18 protein-coding genes are annotated in these 18,159 nt (G+C 58.0%); 9 read left to right on the top strand and 9 right to left on the bottom strand.

Annotated elements, in window-relative coordinates; genetic code table 11:
- The first annotated feature begins 17 nt into the window (after nucleotides 1-17).
- Nucleotides 18-635, top strand: coding sequence for an invasion associated locus B family protein (locus tag AB8A23_RS19920; RefSeq protein ID WP_439058455.1), 618 nt, complete (start codon nucleotides 18-20; stop codon nucleotides 633-635).
- Nucleotides 636-657: 22 nt separating this feature from the next.
- On the opposite strand, the gene AB8A23_RS19915 is transcribed toward AB8A23_RS19920, so the two are convergent.
- Nucleotides 658-1,275: a response regulator transcription factor gene (locus tag AB8A23_RS19915; RefSeq protein WP_439058456.1), complete on the bottom strand. Its 618-nt coding sequence runs from the start codon at nucleotides 1,273-1,275 to the stop codon at nucleotides 658-660.
- Nucleotides 1,276-1,581: 306 nt separating this feature from the next.
- On the opposite strand from AB8A23_RS19915, the gene AB8A23_RS19910 reads away from it, so the two are divergent.
- Nucleotides 1,582-2,265, top strand: a complete 684-nt coding sequence (locus AB8A23_RS19910) for a helix-turn-helix domain-containing protein (RefSeq protein ID WP_439058457.1) — start codon at nucleotides 1,582-1,584, stop codon at nucleotides 2,263-2,265.
- Here AB8A23_RS19910 and AB8A23_RS19905 read toward each other — a convergent pair.
- From AB8A23_RS19905 to AB8A23_RS19895, 3 genes are read right to left on the bottom strand one after another with little or no spacing between them, the layout of a single operon-like run.
- Nucleotides 2,243-2,701 (bottom strand): potassium channel family protein, encoded by a 459-nt coding sequence (locus AB8A23_RS19905; protein ID WP_089264203.1) that lies wholly within the window; start codon nucleotides 2,699-2,701, stop codon nucleotides 2,243-2,245. The genes AB8A23_RS19910 and AB8A23_RS19905 overlap by 23 nt on opposite strands.
- 18 nt (nucleotides 2,702-2,719) lie before the next feature.
- The gene (locus tag AB8A23_RS19900; protein WP_439058458.1) at nucleotides 2,720-3,583 is read right to left on the bottom strand and encodes an alpha/beta fold hydrolase; all 864 of its coding nucleotides are present in this window, start codon (nucleotides 3,581-3,583) and stop codon (nucleotides 2,720-2,722) included.
- 8 nt (nucleotides 3,584-3,591) lie between these two features.
- Nucleotides 3,592-6,099: an alpha/beta hydrolase gene (locus tag AB8A23_RS19895; protein WP_439058459.1), complete on the bottom strand. Its 2,508-nt coding sequence runs from the start codon at nucleotides 6,097-6,099 to the stop codon at nucleotides 3,592-3,594.
- Between the two features lie 131 nt (nucleotides 6,100-6,230).
- Here AB8A23_RS19895 and AB8A23_RS19890 point away from each other — a divergent pair, with 131 nt between their 5' ends.
- The 5 genes from AB8A23_RS19890 to AB8A23_RS19870 all read left to right on the top strand — a co-directional run bounded on the left by AB8A23_RS19890 (nucleotide 6,231) and on the right by AB8A23_RS19870 (nucleotide 9,635).
- On the top strand, nucleotides 6,231-7,157 hold the full coding sequence (locus AB8A23_RS19890) for an alpha/beta fold hydrolase (RefSeq protein WP_439058460.1): 927 nt from the start codon (nucleotides 6,231-6,233) through the stop codon (nucleotides 7,155-7,157).
- Nucleotides 7,154-7,768, top strand: a complete 615-nt coding sequence (locus AB8A23_RS19885; protein WP_439058461.1) for a hypothetical protein — start codon at nucleotides 7,154-7,156, stop codon at nucleotides 7,766-7,768. Before AB8A23_RS19890 ends, AB8A23_RS19885 begins: the two co-directional genes overlap by 4 nt.
- Before the next feature lie 84 nt (nucleotides 7,769-7,852).
- Entirely contained in the window at nucleotides 7,853-8,500 is a 648-nt protein-coding gene (locus AB8A23_RS19880; RefSeq protein ID WP_120289508.1) for a 3-oxoacid CoA-transferase subunit A, read from the top strand.
- A 3-nt stretch (nucleotides 8,501-8,503) separates the two neighbouring features.
- Nucleotides 8,504-9,154 carry a 3-oxoacid CoA-transferase subunit B gene (locus tag AB8A23_RS19875; protein ID WP_120289506.1) on the top strand — a complete coding sequence of 217 codons (651 nt, stop codon included), beginning with the start codon at nucleotides 8,504-8,506 and terminating at the stop codon, nucleotides 9,152-9,154.
- A 22-nt stretch (nucleotides 9,155-9,176) separates the two neighbouring features.
- Nucleotides 9,177-9,635, top strand: coding sequence for a MaoC family dehydratase (locus AB8A23_RS19870; RefSeq protein WP_120289504.1), 459 nt, complete (start codon nucleotides 9,177-9,179; stop codon nucleotides 9,633-9,635).
- Between the two features lie 17 nt (nucleotides 9,636-9,652).
- Here the strand turns inward: AB8A23_RS19870 and fabI are convergent, their stop codons facing one another.
- The 5 genes from fabI to AB8A23_RS19845 all read right to left on the bottom strand — a co-directional run bounded on the left by fabI (nucleotide 9,653) and on the right by AB8A23_RS19845 (nucleotide 16,054).
- Nucleotides 9,653-10,444 carry an enoyl-ACP reductase FabI gene (gene fabI, locus AB8A23_RS19865; RefSeq protein WP_439058462.1) on the bottom strand — a complete coding sequence of 264 codons (792 nt, stop codon included), beginning with the start codon at nucleotides 10,442-10,444 and terminating at the stop codon, nucleotides 9,653-9,655.
- Nucleotides 10,441-11,655 carry an acetate/propionate family kinase gene (locus AB8A23_RS19860; protein WP_439058463.1) on the bottom strand — a complete coding sequence of 405 codons (1,215 nt, stop codon included), beginning with the start codon at nucleotides 11,653-11,655 and terminating at the stop codon, nucleotides 10,441-10,443. Before AB8A23_RS19860 ends, fabI begins: the two co-directional genes overlap by 4 nt.
- A 5-nt stretch (nucleotides 11,656-11,660) precedes the next feature.
- Nucleotides 11,661-12,623: a phosphate acetyltransferase gene (locus AB8A23_RS19855; protein WP_120289498.1), complete on the bottom strand. Its 963-nt coding sequence runs from the start codon at nucleotides 12,621-12,623 to the stop codon at nucleotides 11,661-11,663.
- A gap of 27 nt (nucleotides 12,624-12,650) precedes the next feature.
- Nucleotides 12,651-14,873, bottom strand: a complete 2,223-nt coding sequence (locus AB8A23_RS19850) for a DUF3141 domain-containing protein (protein WP_439058464.1) — start codon at nucleotides 14,871-14,873, stop codon at nucleotides 12,651-12,653.
- 77 nt (nucleotides 14,874-14,950) lie between these two features.
- Nucleotides 14,951-16,054: an AI-2E family transporter gene (locus AB8A23_RS19845; RefSeq protein WP_439060490.1), complete on the bottom strand. Its 1,104-nt coding sequence runs from the start codon at nucleotides 16,052-16,054 to the stop codon at nucleotides 14,951-14,953.
- A gap of 118 nt (nucleotides 16,055-16,172) precedes the next feature.
- On the opposite strand from AB8A23_RS19845, the gene AB8A23_RS19840 reads away from it, so the two are divergent.
- Both AB8A23_RS19840 and cax read left to right on the top strand, forming a co-directional pair.
- Entirely contained in the window at nucleotides 16,173-16,694 is a 522-nt protein-coding gene (locus tag AB8A23_RS19840; RefSeq protein ID WP_439058465.1) for a GNAT family N-acetyltransferase, read from the top strand.
- A gap of 250 nt (nucleotides 16,695-16,944) precedes the next feature.
- On the top strand, nucleotides 16,945-18,045 hold the full coding sequence (cax, locus tag AB8A23_RS19835) for a calcium/proton exchanger (RefSeq protein WP_439058466.1): 1,101 nt from the start codon (nucleotides 16,945-16,947) through the stop codon (nucleotides 18,043-18,045).
- The last annotated feature ends 114 nt before the right edge of the window (nucleotides 18,046-18,159 follow it).

Raw genomic sequence — 18,159 nt, 5'->3', positions numbered from 1 at the left:
AATGCCGGAGGTCAGCTGTGACATATTCCGATCCCAATAAACCACAACGCAAGCATCCGTTGAACCCCTTCCGAGCGCTCCTACTTGCGGCGCTGGCGAGCCTCACGTTCAACAAACCCGCAGTATCCCAACAAGACCCGGCGGCCACCGCTCCTGACGGGGAAGTTCGCGCCCGCGGTCAGCGCCCAGTGAAGGACATCACCTTCGGGGACTGGAGCAAAGTCTGCTTCAAGCCTGGCGGGGCAAAACCACTTTGTCGCACATCGATCACCGGTACTTTCCCGACCGGTCAAATGGCGGTTCGGCTGGACATCATCGAACGCGAAGGCGATGCCGCCAAGCGGATACAAATATTCTCCCCCGTAGGTATGTACCTGCAAAAGCCGGTTGAACTCACGATCGATCAAGGCGTGACTTACAGAGTTCCGTACACTTGGTGTCTGACCAATGCCTGCATCGCAGGAACTATCGCCGAACCAAGCTTGGTAAAACGTATGGCACAGGGGCATATTCTGCATCTGCAGTTTGTGGATTCCAGTCTGTTACGACTGACGACCTCGCTAGCCCTTGGTCGCTTCGCCACCGCTCATGAAGGCCCGCCCACGCAGATGTTCAATCAGGATATCGATGAATAGTGAGAGCTGCGGCCGCTGCGATTCAAACTCGGTCGCGCATCCCCAGCCGCTCTGCGATAGAAACGAGTTCTGCGAGTGAAAGGACACGCATTTTCTCCATTACCTGATGGCGGTGCGCTTTTATCGTGCGCTCCGTCGTTCCCAGACTTATGGCGATTTGCTTGTTGATCTTTCCACGTACCACTAGATCGAACACCTGTCGCTCACGTGGCGTAAGAGATGAAACCAGCAGGCGACATAAGGCGGTTTTCTCTTGCTGACCTCCCGTAGACTCCTGGCGCGCTAGCGCACGCTCAATCGCATCAATCAACTGCTGTGATGTCACGGGCTTGGTCAGGAAGTCTTCCGCGCCGGCCTTGATCGTTCGCACCGTTACCGCGGTATCGACATGTCCCGTAAGGAAGATGATCGGCATACTCGAGCCTAGCTCGATCAAGCGGCTCTGCAATTGCGGGCCGTTAAGTGCCGGCATCTGAACATCCAGCACGATACATGCGCGCGGATTAACGTCTGGCAATCGATCCAGAAACTGCTGTGACGAAGCATATACCGCAACCTCATACCCGGCCACCCTGAGCCGACGTTCGATCGCAGCTCTAAACGACGCGTCGTCATCCACTACATGGATCAAACCAGGCATTTTGCCCTCTGAGATCAAGTTTCTCTAATGACAATCACAGCTCTGACATTTCCTGCCCGACCGACCTTCGCATTCTCTCCTATCGATCATGCGAGTGCGCCGTCCATCCGCTCAAATGATTCATTCCAAGCGTAATGCCCTTGGCGACGTAAGGCCTCGCGCATTGTACTTTGGGACAATGACCTTTGGACCAATAGCCTAAGGTTGCACCCTAGTCTTAGATCAGCTCTAGAGGAAGCGAAAAGCTCAACACTTCCCTGCAATGCAACGTTGCTCTGGCGATCATTTGGTGAGGGGAGTTGACCCATGTTTGCTCGCACGACTACGAATCCGACGCCTCGCCCCAATTCCCTCCGTGAGTTCGGCATGGCCAGCGACTCGAATCCCATCGTCAGCTTGAATGAGTTTACTTACAAAAAGAGCACCGAGATCTACGGGGAGAAAGAGCCTGCAGAGTACGTATATCAGGTGAAATCCGGTGCCGTGCGAAGCTACAAACTGCTCTCCGACGGCCGCCGTCAGATCGGCGCATTTCACCTCGCCGGAGACATCTTCGGCCTTGAGAACGGTGGCGAGCATCGGTTCACTGCGGAAGCGATTGTAGACACCACTGTTCGCCTCATTAAGCGACAAAGTTTAGAGATCGTGGCTGAAAGCGACACCATGGTCGCGCGCAACTTGCTCAGTATGACCACAAGCAATCTGCAACACGCGGAGGATCACATGCTTCTGCTTGGCCGCAAGACCTCGCTGGAGCGGGTCGCGGCCTTCCTGCTTGAGATGGACAAGCGGTTGTCTGCCGCGGGCACTATGGCCCTGCCGATGTCACGCCGCGATATCGCCGACTACCTGGGCCTAACGCTGGAAACTGTTTCCCGCGTACTGTCGCGATTGCACGAACTGAGGACTCTCGGTTTCATCGGCAACACTCAGCGTCAGATTGTACTCTTGGACCGAAGCAGACTCGCTAGTCTGGATCTACAGGGCTGAAGCCGCGCGCACCGATCGCGGCAAGATGATCCAGCGTCTTACGCAACACTTCGAAGAGGACCGCAGTCGACCAACCAAACATCAGAATGCCATTCATGGCGGTCATCGGCCCGATCAGCCGCCAAGCTTGCACCGGCGTTATATCGCCGTAGCCGAGGGTGGTGTAATTTACGAATGCGAAATAAAGAAGGTCGCTGTCGTCTGGGGCAGCGCCGACTATTGCATAGGCCAGCGCCCAAGCGAGCATTTCCAGCGTATGTGCAATCATCAGCACGGCAGCGACCCCAACCATCACGGCCATCAGGTGAAGTCTCGGTCGCGTGGTGTGCCGTAGCCCTGCTGAGCGGGCGATGCCCACCGCACCAACGGTGACCAGCGCATGAACCATGATGGTGATCACGGTAACGATCGTGCCGACGAGGAGCTGAATTGCCATTGCCTGCCCAGATCCCTGCTATTTCGAACGCCCTCCGAACCATGCGCCGAAATAGCCTGCGTAGAGCGCGGGTAGTTCAAGATTCATCGAATGCCCGATACCGGGCACAACCACGAGCCGGCAATCTGGCATTACCGCAGCCATCGCCCGGAGATCGGCTGGCGGAATCCAGCCATCCTGTTCCCCCCACAACACCAGATGGGGATGCCGGATATCCGGCATGCGGCGTTTGAGTTCTCCACTTTCTCGCTCGCGGGTAAGATTGACCGGCGTGCCGATCCAGATCCCTTCAGAAACACCGAAGGTCTGTTCGATGATGCGTTCAAACAGCGCCGGAATTTCCCCGAGCCCTTCGCGAAAACGTGGGATCGCATTTGGCGCAAAGCTCTCTGGCAAGAATAGTGAGGACGCCGCGCTGGCCATTACCGTCCGCGTGACTTGCTTGCTTGCCATCATCGCCCGAAAAACGCCGATCTGATCGGCGTTGAAGGCCATACCGAGCGGTGAAACTGGATCGAGGGAGAATACGCTCCCAAAGCGCTCCGGCTGCATCAATAACATACGCGCGGCAATGATGCCGCCCGTCGAGTGCGTAGCGAGATGGCAGAATTTAACGTCTAGAGCGTCGAGCGCAGCTAACATATCCTCCGCATGCTGCTGCATGGAGTAGTTACTATAGTCGGCCGTCGCTTTCGTCCGATCGCTTTCGCCGCAGCCGCGCCAGTCGATTCCGACCACGCGCAGTCCGGAAGGAAATAGCGACGCGGCTAGTTCGATCCAATCCTTGCTGGCGAGGTTGCCGTGAATGAAGACGACGCTAACGTCGCCTCGTCCCCACTCCCTCCAGCCCAGAGAGACCTCACCTGCCCGCACTCTTGGCATGTATCACCCTACTTGTTCAGGCCGGCAGTCGGCGCAGCTCCGGGCGGCGTCGGTGCTAAAGGGACGGCTGACGCGACAGCTCCCCTGATCATACGGTCAGTGCCGAGTGGTGAACTGGTGTCGAGGGTTCCCTTCGTTACAAAATCGACCACGTCTGCGGAGTATTCAACTGGATTGTCCGTATGGATGAAGTGCCCGGTCTCCGGATAGATTTTAAGCATCGGCCGGTTGCCGGCATTGGTCATGCGCGACATGAACGGCGTAATGACGTCACGTCCCAGGTCGGTTAGCCCGTTAAAAGCAGGCGTCGGGATAAATGGCTCCTTGTCCCCGAACGCGAGGAAGATCGGCGCCTTGATCTCCGTCAGCCGATCGTAAAGGTTCTTCGGATCGTCCTGCTGCAACTCCGCCCCGATCGTGTAGACGTCGAAAATGAAGACGTTACACCACTGCTCGAGCTCCTTGGGATTTCCCTTCGTTAACCCAACACGCTGCTCCGTATGGAAGCGGGCATATTCGCTGTCGCTAAAGAAGTATCCGCTCTTGGCAGCCGACACCACGCCGGTCTCAGGGGCACGTTTCTTGAAGTAAAAGAAGTCGCGGATGTTCGGCTCAGATCGCCCCATTTCCGCTTTGAGAATTCCGGTCTGTTCCCAGCTCTGCTTCCACTTGTCGAAATCGCGGCCGAAGGCCTCATCGAACAAGCGCGCTTTCTTGTCCTTGGCGATCGTGATGTCGCGCGGATACTCCTCAAGGCCAGACGGCGCTTCAAGCGCAAGGCCCTGCACTGCATCCGGCCAAGTGAGCGCGTAACCCATCACAAATTGACCACCAAGCGAGTGTCCAAGGTAATGCGCCTTTTTGACGCCGAGCTGATTGACAACGAGATCGTAAATCACCTCGCGCATGTCCTGCATGGTCCGCGCCGGGCTCTTATCTAGATTGCCGGGCCCTGACATGCCGTAATGAGGTAAATCCGGAACGATCACGCGCAGTCCGCTGCGCAGCGCATACTGCATGATATTGCCGTAGTGCCCGCCAAACGCGCCCTTCCCGTGAATGACGACAAGAACTTTCGGTTCCTTGTCGGTCCCAGCATATTCGTCCATGTAGCCGATCTGCCAGAGCGTTCCACGCTTGTCCTTCGCGGTCGCGTATTTGACCGGATAAGGATAGGTCACATGATCTTTCCAGAATGATTTTGTCTTATCCACATTCTCGGCAACACCAGGAACACGATAATTCTTGTCGACGAACTTCTGCGCCCGATCAAGGCTCGCCACGTCGTCCATGAAAGCCACGAACTTCGGATCGTTCTTGCGATTGTTGATAATCGGGAACACGCCGTAGTGTGCGACCGGACTCTCCTCGGAAATGAGGTCCGCGCCCGGCACGCGATCGACGGCGCGCTGGGCGAGCTTGAAGTTCAGCCAGAGATCATTGGTGATGTGCATCACCAATGTGCGCGCCTGAATTCGGCCGAGGTACGGATTGACGTTGTAGGTTTCACCAACTCGATTGCGCCAGACAAGGTCGACCGCATCATACATCTTGGAGCGATTGTTGACACTGAGACCGGCCTTCTCGTTCGGTGGATCCCAATAGAAGACCTCGGGCTGTACCGATGCGAAACTCTGAGTAGTCCTGAAGCCGAAATCATATCCGGTCAGGCCGAGCACCGACCAGCCGAAGGCCATGCCCGGCAAGGGGTGCTTCTCCTTGGGAAGCTTGTAGTAATCACCTTTGGTGGATTGCCATACCGGATCAGATTGGATCGCGGCCGTCATCAACTGAAAAGTCCAATTGCCGACGGGGTCCTCGGCGTCGGACTGGGTCGTTCCGCCGATCGGCATAAGTGCGCCGATATACTCTGGATGCAGGACACCCCAAACGTAGGTCTGCGTGCCGCCCATCGAGACGCCAGCAACAAGCGCCACGCGCGCGACCTTCAGGTGATCACGCAACATGCGGTAGTTAGCCTGCACCATATCAAAATAGCTGTATTGCGGAAATTTGATGCCTAGACCGTCTGATGGCTTACTAGCACCCCAGGTCCCCAGCGGATCGACCATAATGACATAGTACCGGTCGGTATCGATCGGTCGACCCGGACCAATAATCGGCACGCCGCCCGACAGGGCAGCGCCCCTGACCCATTGCTCATACATGTCAGTGGAGTCACCGGAATAATAGGAATTGATGACAACGGCGTTGGTGATCTCGCCGGCCGCATTGCGGCGCGCATTCCCAATCGCGACGTACGCGGTGCGCAATTGTCCGCCACCGAGCGACTCCAGCGTGACCCCGCCCTCTCCGCCGTTCTCCCACTTGGTCGGATCGTTCAGATCATACTTACCGCCCAACCTGAAGTTTGGCACCTCATAGTAGTTTTTCAGCCCATCATGTTGCACTTGCGACGACCGGCGTGTGAAGGGTTGCGCAACCGCAATTGCAGTGCCAACCAGCAACAGGATCAGGCTGACGAGGCAACGTTTCATGGCAGCTCTACCGGTCATGACGGTCTCCTCCCGATGATGTTTTGTGCATATGTTGAGGGGCTCAATCAGGAAATGCTTGATCTAGCTCAATAGAAATTGTCTTCGTCCGCTGATCATTGCGACGATCAAATCGCCAACCGGTCAGCGCAATGCCCTTCCTGAGCTACGGTTCATATCGGATACGTTATGAGCTCGACGGACCGACGGACGCGCCCGTCTACGTTCTGGTCAACGGACTGACGCAATACGCTGAATTATGGACGGCCTATCGCGACGCACTGGTGGCGCGTCACTTCCGCGTCGCGACGTTCGATCTGCTCGGCCAAGGTGCGTCCGATAAGCCCGCGCTGTTCATCCGTCAGGACGACCACGTCGCCGCATTACATCTCCTGATTGGAGAACTCGGCGACGGTCCCATTTTTCTGAGTGGCATCAGCTTCGGCGGCCTTATTGCACTGCGCTATGCAATCGAACACGGCCAACGGTTGACCGGTCTGGTGCCGATGAGCTGCTTTGCCGAGCTACCGCCTCAACTGTATCTGCTCGGCAATGCCTTGCGAACCGGGTTAGTCCTTGGCGGCACCAGCTATCTTCAGGACCTACTGCTGCCAATGAACGTCAGCGACCAGTGGCTGAAGCCGGTTTTGGAAACGCTCGACAACGTCAAGCGGCAAGGCTGGCTTATCAATGACGTTTACGCCCTGCAGAATCTGATGGAGTCTTTCCTCGACTTCCAGCCTTTGACGCCGCAACTCCCTCTAATCGGCGTACCAACGATGATCCTCAACGGTGAATTCGACTTTCTGACGCCACGTGCACTCCACGAGACCCTGCGTATCCAAATTCCAGACAGCTCGCTTGTCATCGTTCAACGCGCTTACCATGCCTTTACGCTGGAGAAACCTGCGCTCACCGCCGACCTGCTCGCACGCTTTGCAGAGGATGTGCTGGCGGGGGGCTGGCAAGGCAACAAGGCTGTCTGGATTGCTCCGGAAGAAGCCGGCGGGCAGCTCGTTCCATTTCCAGCCGGCTACGACCATCTGCGAGCGATACCAGTACAGGAAACGCTACGATGAGGGCGTTCTTCGGACCACTCGACCCCGAAGGCCGCGTGCCCTTACATCAGCAAACACGCGTCGCAGCATTCTTGATCTCGGCCCACGGCGCGTTGGCGCGACACTTCGCGTTCGCCATGCCACTCAAGCTCGAATCCGCCTGGCAGACCGAATTGAATGCGCAATTCTATCGAGAAGCGGAAATCGTTTCCCTGTTGCTGCGCGCGACATCATGGATACCCGATCTTGCACTGAGCTATTTGGCAGCGTCTTGGGAAACGACATGGCTCCCAAAGCCCATCGAAGGCATTGACGATGCCCCCCTGGCACTGGCGGGTGATTTGGCTGCCCGCGCGCATGCCATACATGCTGGAATTCGGCCCGCCGCCCTCTTGCCGGTCGAAGCCGACACGCATGATCCATTCGTCACGGCGCTGCGCCGTATTGAATTTGAAAGCGGCCGCCTGCTGCAGGCACAGATCCTTCTTCTAAAGAGCCCGAATCTGACGCCCTTCCGTGAAGCCGTGAGCGCTACTCTCGAAGAGCGCCACGCAGAGATCCGCAAGCTCTGGGCGGAAGCCCTCGAAGGCGTGGGAGTCTCTGTTCGCGAAGGAAATAATGACAAGTCTTGACGCAGATCAAAGGAGCACCGGCTTCGTACACCGACACTTCTTCACCATCGGCTCTCCTGATCGACTGTTGACCGGAGCTCCATTATGAAGGCTGTTTCTCTGGAAGATGCCATTGCGATGATCCCGACCGGCGCAAGCATCATGGTCGGCGGATTCATGGGTGTGGGAACGCCGGAGCGCCTGCTCGACGAACTAGTGCGGCAGAAGAAGTCGAACATTTCTCTCATCAGCAATGATGCGGCCACCCCCGGTAAAGGTGTCGGGAAACTATTCGAGGGCGCACAGGTAGCCCACATGATCGGGACCCACATTGGCCTCAATCCGAAGGCTCAACAGCAAATGCTGGGCAAACAGATCACCGTTGATCTGATCCCGCAGGGCACTTTCGTCGAGCGCATTCGCGCCGGTGGCTGTGGGTTGGGTGGCGTATTGACGCCGACTGGCGTCGGGACGCTGGTCGAGGAAGGCAAACAAAAGATCGATGTGGGCGGGAAGAGCTATCTGCTCGAGACCGCCCTACGCGCCGATTTTGCGCTTGTGCACGCATTTCTTGCCGACTACGCCGGCAACCTGTCCTACGCCCTCACGGCCCGCAACTTCAATCCGGTCATGGCGATGGCGGCGGACACCGTCATCGTCACCGCGGAGCATATCGTCCCGGTCGGCGTCATCGCGCCCGACCACGTTATTACCCCCGCCCCCCTGGTCGATTACCTCGTCGCGAACGGGTGATCTATGGATGCACAAACCACTATCGCCCGCCGCGTGGCGCAAGAGCTTCGACCGGGCAACCTCGTCAATCTAGGCATTGGCATTCCAACTCTGGTCGCTAACTATGTGCCGCCAGGGTTGAACATTTTCTTTCAGTCCGAGAACGGATTGATTGGCACCGGTCCCATCCCCGAGCAGGGCATGGCTCATCCGCTGCTGACCGATGCCGGCGGCAAGCCGATTAGCGCGCTGCCCGGCGCCGCCACGTTCGATAGTGCGATGTCGTTCGGTTTGATCCGCGGTGGCCATGTCGACATCACCGTACTCGGTGGTCTGCAGGTAGATGCCGGCGGGCGGCTCGCCAACTGGACGATTCCCGGCAAGATGGTGCCAGGTATGGGCGGCGCGATGGACCTCGTTAGTGGTGCCAAACGTGTAATCGTTGCCATGCAACATGCAGCCAAGGGAAAGTCTAAGATTGTTGCCAAATGCAACCTACCACTCACGTCGGTTCGGCCAATCGATCTCGTCGTTACCGATATGGCGGTCATCGCCTTTCCTGGCGGCAACGCAACTTTGCAGGAGACGGCGCCCGGCGTCACCATCGCCGAGGTACTGGCGGTGACGGAGGCCGAGCTCGTCGTTCCAGACAAAGTTCCCGAAATGAAACTGTAACCTGTGGAATCGGATCACATTCATGCGGATTTTCAACGGGTTTGAAGAACTCAAGGCCGCCGTCGGTACAGAGGTCGGCGTTAGCGACTGGATTGAGGTGACGCAGGACCGCATCAACAAGTTCGCGGAAGCGACCTGCGACGAGCAATGGATTCATGTCGACCAGGAGCGCGCGGAAACGGAGATGCCGGGTGGTAAGACTATCGCTCACGGCCTGCTGTCCCTGAGCTTGACGCCGATGTTTATCCGCTCAGTGATGGGTCTGAAGGGGCTGAAGAATACCCTTAACTATGGCGCGGACCGCGTCCGCTATCTCTCGCCTGTGCCGGCCGGTTCAAAATTGCGCGGCCGCGTCAGCATAGCGGAAGCCGAGGAAGTACCACCCAACGGCTTGCGCACCCACTATCGCGTGACAATCGAGATCGAGGGCGGCAAGCGCCCTGCCTGCGTCGCTGAGGTAATCGGCCTACACTTCAGCTGAAGCAAGAACGCCACACGTTAATCGATAATGTGGTAGCCACCATCGACGTAGAGCACACTTCCAGTGATCAGCTTGGCACCGTCGAGCGCGAGGAATGCAGTCGCCCTCCCCACATCGTCAATGCTGACAAGACTGCGCGACGGCGCTTGCGACTGCGCCTTGTCCATCAGTTCGTCGAACTCCGGAATGCCGGACGCAGCGCGCGTTGCCAGAGGCCCGGGCGAAATCGCATGCACGCGAATGCCTTTTGGACCGAGTTCGGCCGCGATATAACGCACTGCGGCCTCGAGAGCCGCTTTCGCGACACCCATGACATTGTAGTTCTTCACCACCATCTGACTGCCATAATAGGTCATGGTGAACAGCGTGCCACCGTTCTTCATGAGCGGCTCCGCCAGGTGCGCCATCCGCATAAACGACCAGCACGAAACGTCCATGGTCTTCTGAAAGCCCTCACGATCAACGTCAACCACACGGCCATGCAACGCATTCTTGGGCGAGAAAGCAATGGAGTGCAAAAGAAAGTCGAGTTGCCCCCATTCCTTGCCGATCCGCTCAAACACCTTCTCGGTTTCGCCTTCAACCATCACATCAAGCGGCATGAAGATTGGAGACTCCAGCGCCTCCGCGAGCGGCTCGACGTGCTTCCTGGCCTTTTCGTTCAGATATGTAACGGCAACGTCGGCGCCAAGCGCCCGAAAGGCCTTGGCGCAGCCCCAAGCTATAGACTGGTCGTTGGCTATACCGACGATGAGCCCCTTCTTGCCTTTCAACGCGATACTGGTCTCTGGATATACCGGAATCTTCATGACACTCTTTCATGTTTCTGATCGTGCGTTTTCAGATTCATCAACAACGATAGCGTATGCTGCGCAATCATCAGCTCTTCGTCGGTAGGAATGACATAGACGGGAATACGGCTATCGAATCGCGATATCCTGCTTGCGTGTCCAGCATTCTCTGCCGGATCAAGCACGACGCCGAGCCAGGCAAGCCTCTCGACAATGCGCGCCCGGATCGATGCCGAGTTCTCACCGATCCCAGCCGTGAACACGAAGGCGTCGAGACCCTGCAACGCGGCAGCGAGCATGCCGGCGTGCAGCCCCACTCGATAGACGAAGTAGTCGATCGCAAACGCCGCGCGCGGATCCCCGCTGCTTTCAAGTTCACGCATGTCGTTGCTGACGCCAGATAGCCCCTTCAGGCCGCAGTCCCGATAGAGAAAATCCTGCACTTTCGATACCGACATGCCTTTCTCTGCAATCAAATACAGAACGACTCCCGGATCGAGCTGACCGACACGCGTTCCCATCGCGAGCCCATCGAGCGCCGTAAAGCCCATTGTACTCTCGACACTCTTTCCATTCTTGATCGCACCCATCGAGGCACCACTGCCGAGGTGGGCGACGATCACGCGTCCGCCTGCGACGTCGGGCGCAACCTGCGGCAGGCGCTTGGCGATATATTCGTACGATAAGCCGTGGAAGCCGTAGCGCCTGATGCCCTCGGCATGGAGCTCGTACGGAATCGCATAGTGATCCGCGAGAGCGTTGTGATCGCGATGAAAGGCGGTGTCGAAACAGGCGACCTGCGGCAGAGCCGGGAAGTTGTTCAGGATCGTTTTGATCGGCGCCAGGTTATGCGGCTGGTGTAGCGGGGCCAGCGAAACATATCGCTCCAGGCGCCCCACGACGCCGTGATCAATCAACACCGGATTTGCATAATCCGGCCCGCCATGGACGACGCGATGGCCGACGGCGACGGGGTTGATATTGAGTTCTTCGCGGAGCCAGGCGCCGGCGACAGACATCGCAGCTGGCACGTCAGCCACGGCCTCGATCGGATAGACACGATCGGCCATCGGCTCAGCATTAGGCCCGTTCGCACGTAACCGCGGACGACTGCCGATTCCATCAATCTGGCCCTTGATCCGCCTGTGTAAGTTCCCCTCTCCCTCGACCGAAAAGACCTGAAACTTGACGCTCGACGAGCCAGCATTGACGACAAGGATTGTGTCCATGGCTATCACCCAGCGACCGTTGGCGCGCGTTGACGCCTGGCATGCGCATAGAGCGACGCGATAGCGCAGGACGCCATCCGCGCGCGTGCCGTGTCGGCTCGTGACGTCAACACAACAGGCACTCGGGCACCCAGCACAATTCCCGCACCATCGGCCTTGGCGAAATACGCCAGGTTCTTTGCCAACATGTTGCCAGCCTCAAGGTTAGGAACAACCAGTATCTGCGCGCGGCCTGCGACCTCGGACTTGATACCCTTGATCCGCGCCGCCTCAACATCGATGGCGTTGTCGAATGCCAGCGGTCCGTCGAGCAATCCCCCGGTGATCTGACCTCGGTCGGCCATTTTGCACAGCGCTGCCGCATCGATCGTCGAAGGAATCGTGGCGGTAACGGTTTCAACCGCAGACAGGATCGCCACGCGAGGAGACTGGCCGAACCCGGCCTGATTGTAGAGATCGATGGCGTTCTGGATGATGTCTCGCTTGGCACCAAGGTCCGGGAAGATGTTGATCGCAGCATCTGTGACGAAAATGGTCTCGGTATAGGCCGGCACATCCATCACGAAGACATGGCTGATGCGCCGGTCGGTGCGTAAGCCGCCCGCCTTTGCCGTCACCGCGCGCATCAGCTCGTCGGTGTGCAGGCTGCCCTTCATCAGCATTTCGCCTTTGGCTGCGTGGATCAATTCGACGCCTTTGGCAGCAGCGTCCTCACTATGCGCGGCATCGACGATTTCAAAGCCCGTGATGTCAAATCCGCCCTTGTCTGCGGTGTCCCTGATCTTCTGCTCGGGACCGACCAGGATTGGCCGAATGATGCCGGCCTTCGCACTGTCGACAGCTCCGCGTAGTGATGTTTCGTCGCAAGGATGCACGACGACGGTTGAAACCGGCGGCACGGCCTGCGCCAACGCGATCAATCGATCATATTTACTGGGAGATTGTGCCTGGCTTGCGTCGGTTGACATGATGTTGCTCCCCCGTTTGAAATTTCTTTACGACGCTCGTGCCTCAGGGTCGAACGCGGCAACGTTTGACGCCCCCGCCTCTGCGGCGTCGACGCCGAACAACCCGGCGATCCGCGCCCAGCGGCTCGCGCGTTCACCAGCGATGTCACCGCTGGCGGACAAAATCTCACGCATTGCCGTGAAGGCCGATCGCTTTTGAGCACCGTCCGCGGGCAACAACTTCGGAATAGCGGCCAGCGCCCCTTCAGAATCGAGCAACAACATAAAGAACTGCTCACGCACCAACATCTTGAACTCAGGCAGCGTCAGTCGTGCTCCAGCGTGATCGCTCCGAACCTGACGCAGTGCCTCGATACTTCGCTCATCGACCATTCCCCGCGCAGAACCCACATAGAGCAATGAGCGCAAGGTCGCTTCGCGTAAGCCCCCTTGGGAAATCTTCGATTTTAACTCAGCGATCCTCTTGTCGAGCATCACGCGGTGTTCATCCGACATCTCCCGACGACGCGACGGCTCGGACTTCGGATCAATGCCGACGGCCGCCTGCAACGCCGGTGAACCATAGATGTTGAGGAACATGGCTTCGCTCAGCGCCTCCTGAGAGTCACGCCAGCTATCCAGCAGATGAACGATTTGCTCTCCCATCTGCTCCTGGAATGCCAGGAAGGGATTGTTCTTCGAGACCGGTTTACGGTTATCCTCAATGCCTTCGGCTGCGGACTTTACGGCGCTCATCCACGGATTTTTGCTGCTGAAGGCTTCATATTGCAGTCGTAACGGGTGCAAATTACGCATCATCTCCGCCATCTGCGGCGTCACTGCGTTCTTAAGCCAGGGTTGAACAAATTTTTGGTAGGCTGCGAGATTCATCTCAGAGACGCGCTTGGCCGCAGCGAAACGCCGCTCGTCCTCAGGCGAATTGCCACCCATGGCCCTGATATCATCGAGCGTCCGCGCCTCGCAGCGCATCACCCATTGGCCTACGACAAGGTCGGAGTTCGTGGTCTCCTCGCCCTTCGCCTCGAAGGTCGCTTCGTAGAGACCAGGTGGCAGCACATCTATGAGATCGATATTGCTAGAAAATTCGGCGTGTTCCTTCTTGGCGACGCCACCGGAAACGAAAATGCCGAGATGGCCGATGCTTTGGTGAACGGTATAGACAATCGTCTGCCCATACGCCCTGATCTCATCCACATCAGCATAGCAATCCAGTATCCAATTCAGCGCTTGTTGCGGCGGCGTAACGTTGTCACCCTCGGAACAGAACACCAGGATCGGCGACCTGATGTTGCGCAAGTCCACCTTTTGTCCGTCTGACATCTCGACCTTGCCCGCGGCAAGATTGTTGCCGATGAAAAGCTCGTCGACGATGAACTGGATTTCTTCGGCGTTCAGATTGACGTGCCCGCCCCACCAGCGCTCGAACTCGAGATAGCGATCCGCCTCGGTATCAATATTGGAGTAGACGTTATACTGCTTGGTCCACAGTGTGTTCGAAGGGTTCTGACTCTCGAAGTTCTGCACCAGCCACGCGCCATCGAATTTTCCCGCACCGAGATCACTGGTCATTGCGGTGAGCCAACTGCCGCCCATGAGGCCACCCGAATAACGCATCGGGTATTTGCCGTGCACGCCTTCCCAATAAGCCAACGGAGCCCCTGCAATGATCAGAGGCCCGAATAGCTCGGGTCGCAGTGACGCCAGGATCATGACGGCCCAACCGGCCTGGCAATTGCCGATGACGCAGGGCTTGCCGTCGGCCTTGGGATGCAGGCTGATGACCTTCTCGATGAACTGCGCCTCGGCGCGCGCAATGCGCTCGATGGTCTGTCCCGGCATAGGTTCGGGGAGAAAGCCGATGAAATAGCAGGAGTGCCCCGCTCTCATCGCTACGCCGATCTCACTGTCAGCCTTGAATCCGCCGATTCCCGGACCGTGACCAGCACGAGGATCGATCACGATGAAGGGGCGCCGCTCGATATCGATTTCGACGTCGTCTGGCGGAACGATGCGGACCAGTGCATAGTTGACGGGTTCGATCAGTTCGCGACCATCGATGATCAATTCGGCTGCATATTGCAATACATGCGGCGCTGTCTGCGCGACGTGCTCACGATACTGATCGCCGCGTTGGCGCATGACGTCCAGGAACAGCATGCTCCGCTGCCCCGCATCGACCATGTACTCCACTGCCGAGGCAACAAGCCCGGACATGGGGCCGCCTGGCAGGTTTGGCGTTTCCATCGACATGTTCTGGCCTCATCGTCGCGCAAGCTCATTCAAGGGGCTTCCCGGCCCGCAACGTTGATCTAGGTCAAGGGTCTAAGTCAGTTCGGCGCGGGTTGGGAACGATCCTCACGCATCCATGCGGCGATCAACTCCCAGGCAACCGAGAGAACAATTGGCCCGATAAAGAGGCCGACAATTCCGTGCGCGAGCGTTCCGCCGATGACTCCGATGAAGATGACGATCGTCGGTGTCGTGAGCCCGCGCCCCATCACGAGCGGTTTCAATATGTTGTCGAGAATGCCGACGGCGGTGAGGAATAATGTCAAAAGCAGCGCTGTGGTGAAATCCTTGTCCATCCAGATCCAGATGATCACGGGAAAGAGGACGATTGCTGCGCCGATCTGAACAATGGTCAGCAACATGACCGCGAAGGCCAGAAGGCCGGCGTTGGGGATGCCGGCCATCTTGAAGCCTATGCCCGCCAGCAGGGCCTGCACGACCGCGACGCCGATCACGCCTTGCGAGACGGCGCGGATTGTCGCCCCCGCCAAATCCAGCAAATGTTCGCTTTGCTCATGGACGATAAGTGACAGAAGGCGCCTCCCGCCCGAGACCAGTTGAAGACCGTAGGGAAAGAGAAAGCCGGCTATAAGAACAGACAGGAGAAATTTGAGCGTCCCGACACCGGCGCTGCCCGCAAGTGTGAGCATCGTCCCCGCCAAGGGCTTCAAATACGGTGCAACCTCACGCAAGACCGCCCGGACATTACTGGATGCCCGCCCCCAGAATTCGTAGAGCTTAGGCCCGACAATCCGCCATTCCTTGACCTGTTCGGGCGGTGACGGAATGGCTAAATTCCCGGCGGTCAGTTCACCGGCGAGTTGTCTCACCCCCTCCACTGCGCTCAAGCCTAGCCAGGTCGCCGGCCCGACGACCACTGCAAGATTGACGATGGTGAGGATGACTGCGGCGGTCTTTGGACGACCGCCCAGCAATTTGGCCAGCCAGTTGAAAGCAGGGTAGAAGGCGACTGCAAGGACACCGCTCCAGGCCAGAATTGGCACGAAGGGACGGATCACTATAAATGTCCAGGTCACCAGCAAAGCCAGCAGTCCCAGCCGGACTACAAGCTGGATGATGACGTCTCCGGATAGAAATTGACGGATGGTTCTCACGGACGCGCCTTGATTTGTGCAGGTCATACGAGCGTTGCCGTTGCACTCGCCCGCGGTCTTGATCCAGATCAAGCACCCGTCCGTCGGCCGCAGTTTGCTTGGCACTGGTCCGAACTAGTGTACCCGACCAGCCAGCGGAGTTCCCATGTCCGATGCCGCCACCTACGCCGCGCAAGAGCAGTTACGCGATGGCCGCCTGGTGAATATCCTGGCGCTTCGCCCCGAAGACGAGCCCGATATGCTCGCCGCGCTAGCGCAGGCCAGCGTGCAGTCGCTGCAGCGGCGCTTTTTCGTCATGAAGCGCCATTTCTCAGACAAGGAGCGCGCTTTCTTCATGGACGTCGACTTTGAGAACCATGTCGCACTGATCGCGCGGCTCGAGGAAACCGGCCACAATATCCTGATGGGCGGTTGCCGATATATCGTCTCGGAGCCAGATCGGGCCGAAATGGCGTTTATGGTCGTCGATGGCTGGCAAGGGCGCGGAGTGGGTTCGATCCTCATGCGCCACCTCATCAATCTCGGGCGCGATGCCGGGCTAAAAGAATTGACCGCAGAAGTTCTGCCCGAGAACACTGCGATGCGAAAGATTTTCACCAGGTTCGGCTTCAAGGCAGCCCCGAGGAAAGATCCGCAGATCGTCAGCCTGATGCTCACACTCACTTAAGATCCAAGGTCGGCAAATCCTAACGCATCTAGATACTGATGATGTGCATAGCCCTCGCGCCATCAGAAGAAATCCGGCCCTCCCGACGGCTTCTGACGCAACGCCGGCATTTTGTAGGGGATGTGGTGAAGAGCGGTCGAAGTGCGTTCGCGTTCTTCCAGCTTCGGGGTCTTGTTGAGCTAGATCAATACCGGTCCGGCGATGGGATCGGAGTTTCCGCCGTCGCATTCGATATGGAGATGGCGCCGCCATGAAACCCCTGCTCAAGCAAATTCAGCACACACCGCTGCTTTGGATGTTGATCTTCGTGCCTGCCGTACTTGTCACGGAAGCAATAGCGCCGCATTCCCATACGCTGCTGTTCATGCTTTCGGTTCTCGCCATCGTGCCTCTGGCCGCCCTGCTCAGCCACGCGACCGAAGCGGTTGCCGCCAAGACCGGTGATGCCGTCGGCGGATTGCTCAATGCGACGCTGGGCAACTTAACGGAGCTGATCATTGCGATCACCGCGCTACGTGCCGGCCAGTACATGCTGGTGAAGGCGTCAATTGCTGGTGCGATTGTCACCAATGCCCTCTTCATGCTCGGTGCCTGTCTGCTCCTCGGCGGCCTGCGCTACCATGTCCAGGAATATAATCGCTCCGGCGCGCGGCTCTACTCCGGTCTTCTACTCATGGCGACCGTCGCCCTGCTTGCCCCATCCGCAGTCGCCGACCTGGATCTTGTGCAGGGTGAGACCGTCATGCAGAAGCTCAGCATCGGCCTCGCCATCCTGCTCATCATTGCTTACGCACTCGGCCTGCTATTCTCGCTGAAGACCCACAAGGAATTGTTCGCAGGCGCCGCGCATAGCGAAGGCGAGGAACATTGGCCAATTGCCCTTGCGGTGGGCACACTGCTTGTTGTCACTGTGCTGGTTGCACTTGTGAGTGAGATTTTTGTCGAGTCGGTGCAGAAGGCCGCAGCAACGTTTGGAATGAGCCCGGCCTTCGTTGGCTTTATCATTGTCTCAATGGTCGGCGCCGCCGCCGAGTTTGCCGTTGCCTTTTCTGCGGCACGCAAGGACCGCCTCGACATGAGTGTCAGCATCGCGCTTGGCAGCGCCTCCCAGATTGCTCTCTTCGTCGCCCCCGCCCTGGTGCTACTCAGCTATGTCGTCGGACCAATGCCGATGAGCCTGCAATTCTGGCCCGGCGCCGTCACCATGGTCATGATTGCGACCGTGACAGCGAGCTTCATTACGAGCAGCGGCCGCTCGGCCTGGTTCGTCGGCGCCCTGCTCATCTTCATTTATGCAGTTTTTGCACTGACGCTGTATGTAGTCCCGCCGACGGGCCAAGGGGCGGGGTGAAGTACGCGCTCGCTGGGGACAGCGGGCCGCTAGCGCTCAGCTCTATTTGACATCAACGCTTCGGGATTCTGGCTTGCAGAGCATTGATTGAAATCAACTCTCAGGGGACTCTCG

This window comes from Tardiphaga sp. 619_E2_N8_4 (assembly GCF_051810905.1).
Classification (GTDB): domain Bacteria; phylum Pseudomonadota; class Alphaproteobacteria; order Rhizobiales; family Xanthobacteraceae; genus Tardiphaga; species Tardiphaga robiniae.
The sequence above is the reverse complement of the archived record's forward strand: the minus strand, read 5'-3'. Positions and strand labels throughout refer to the sequence as shown.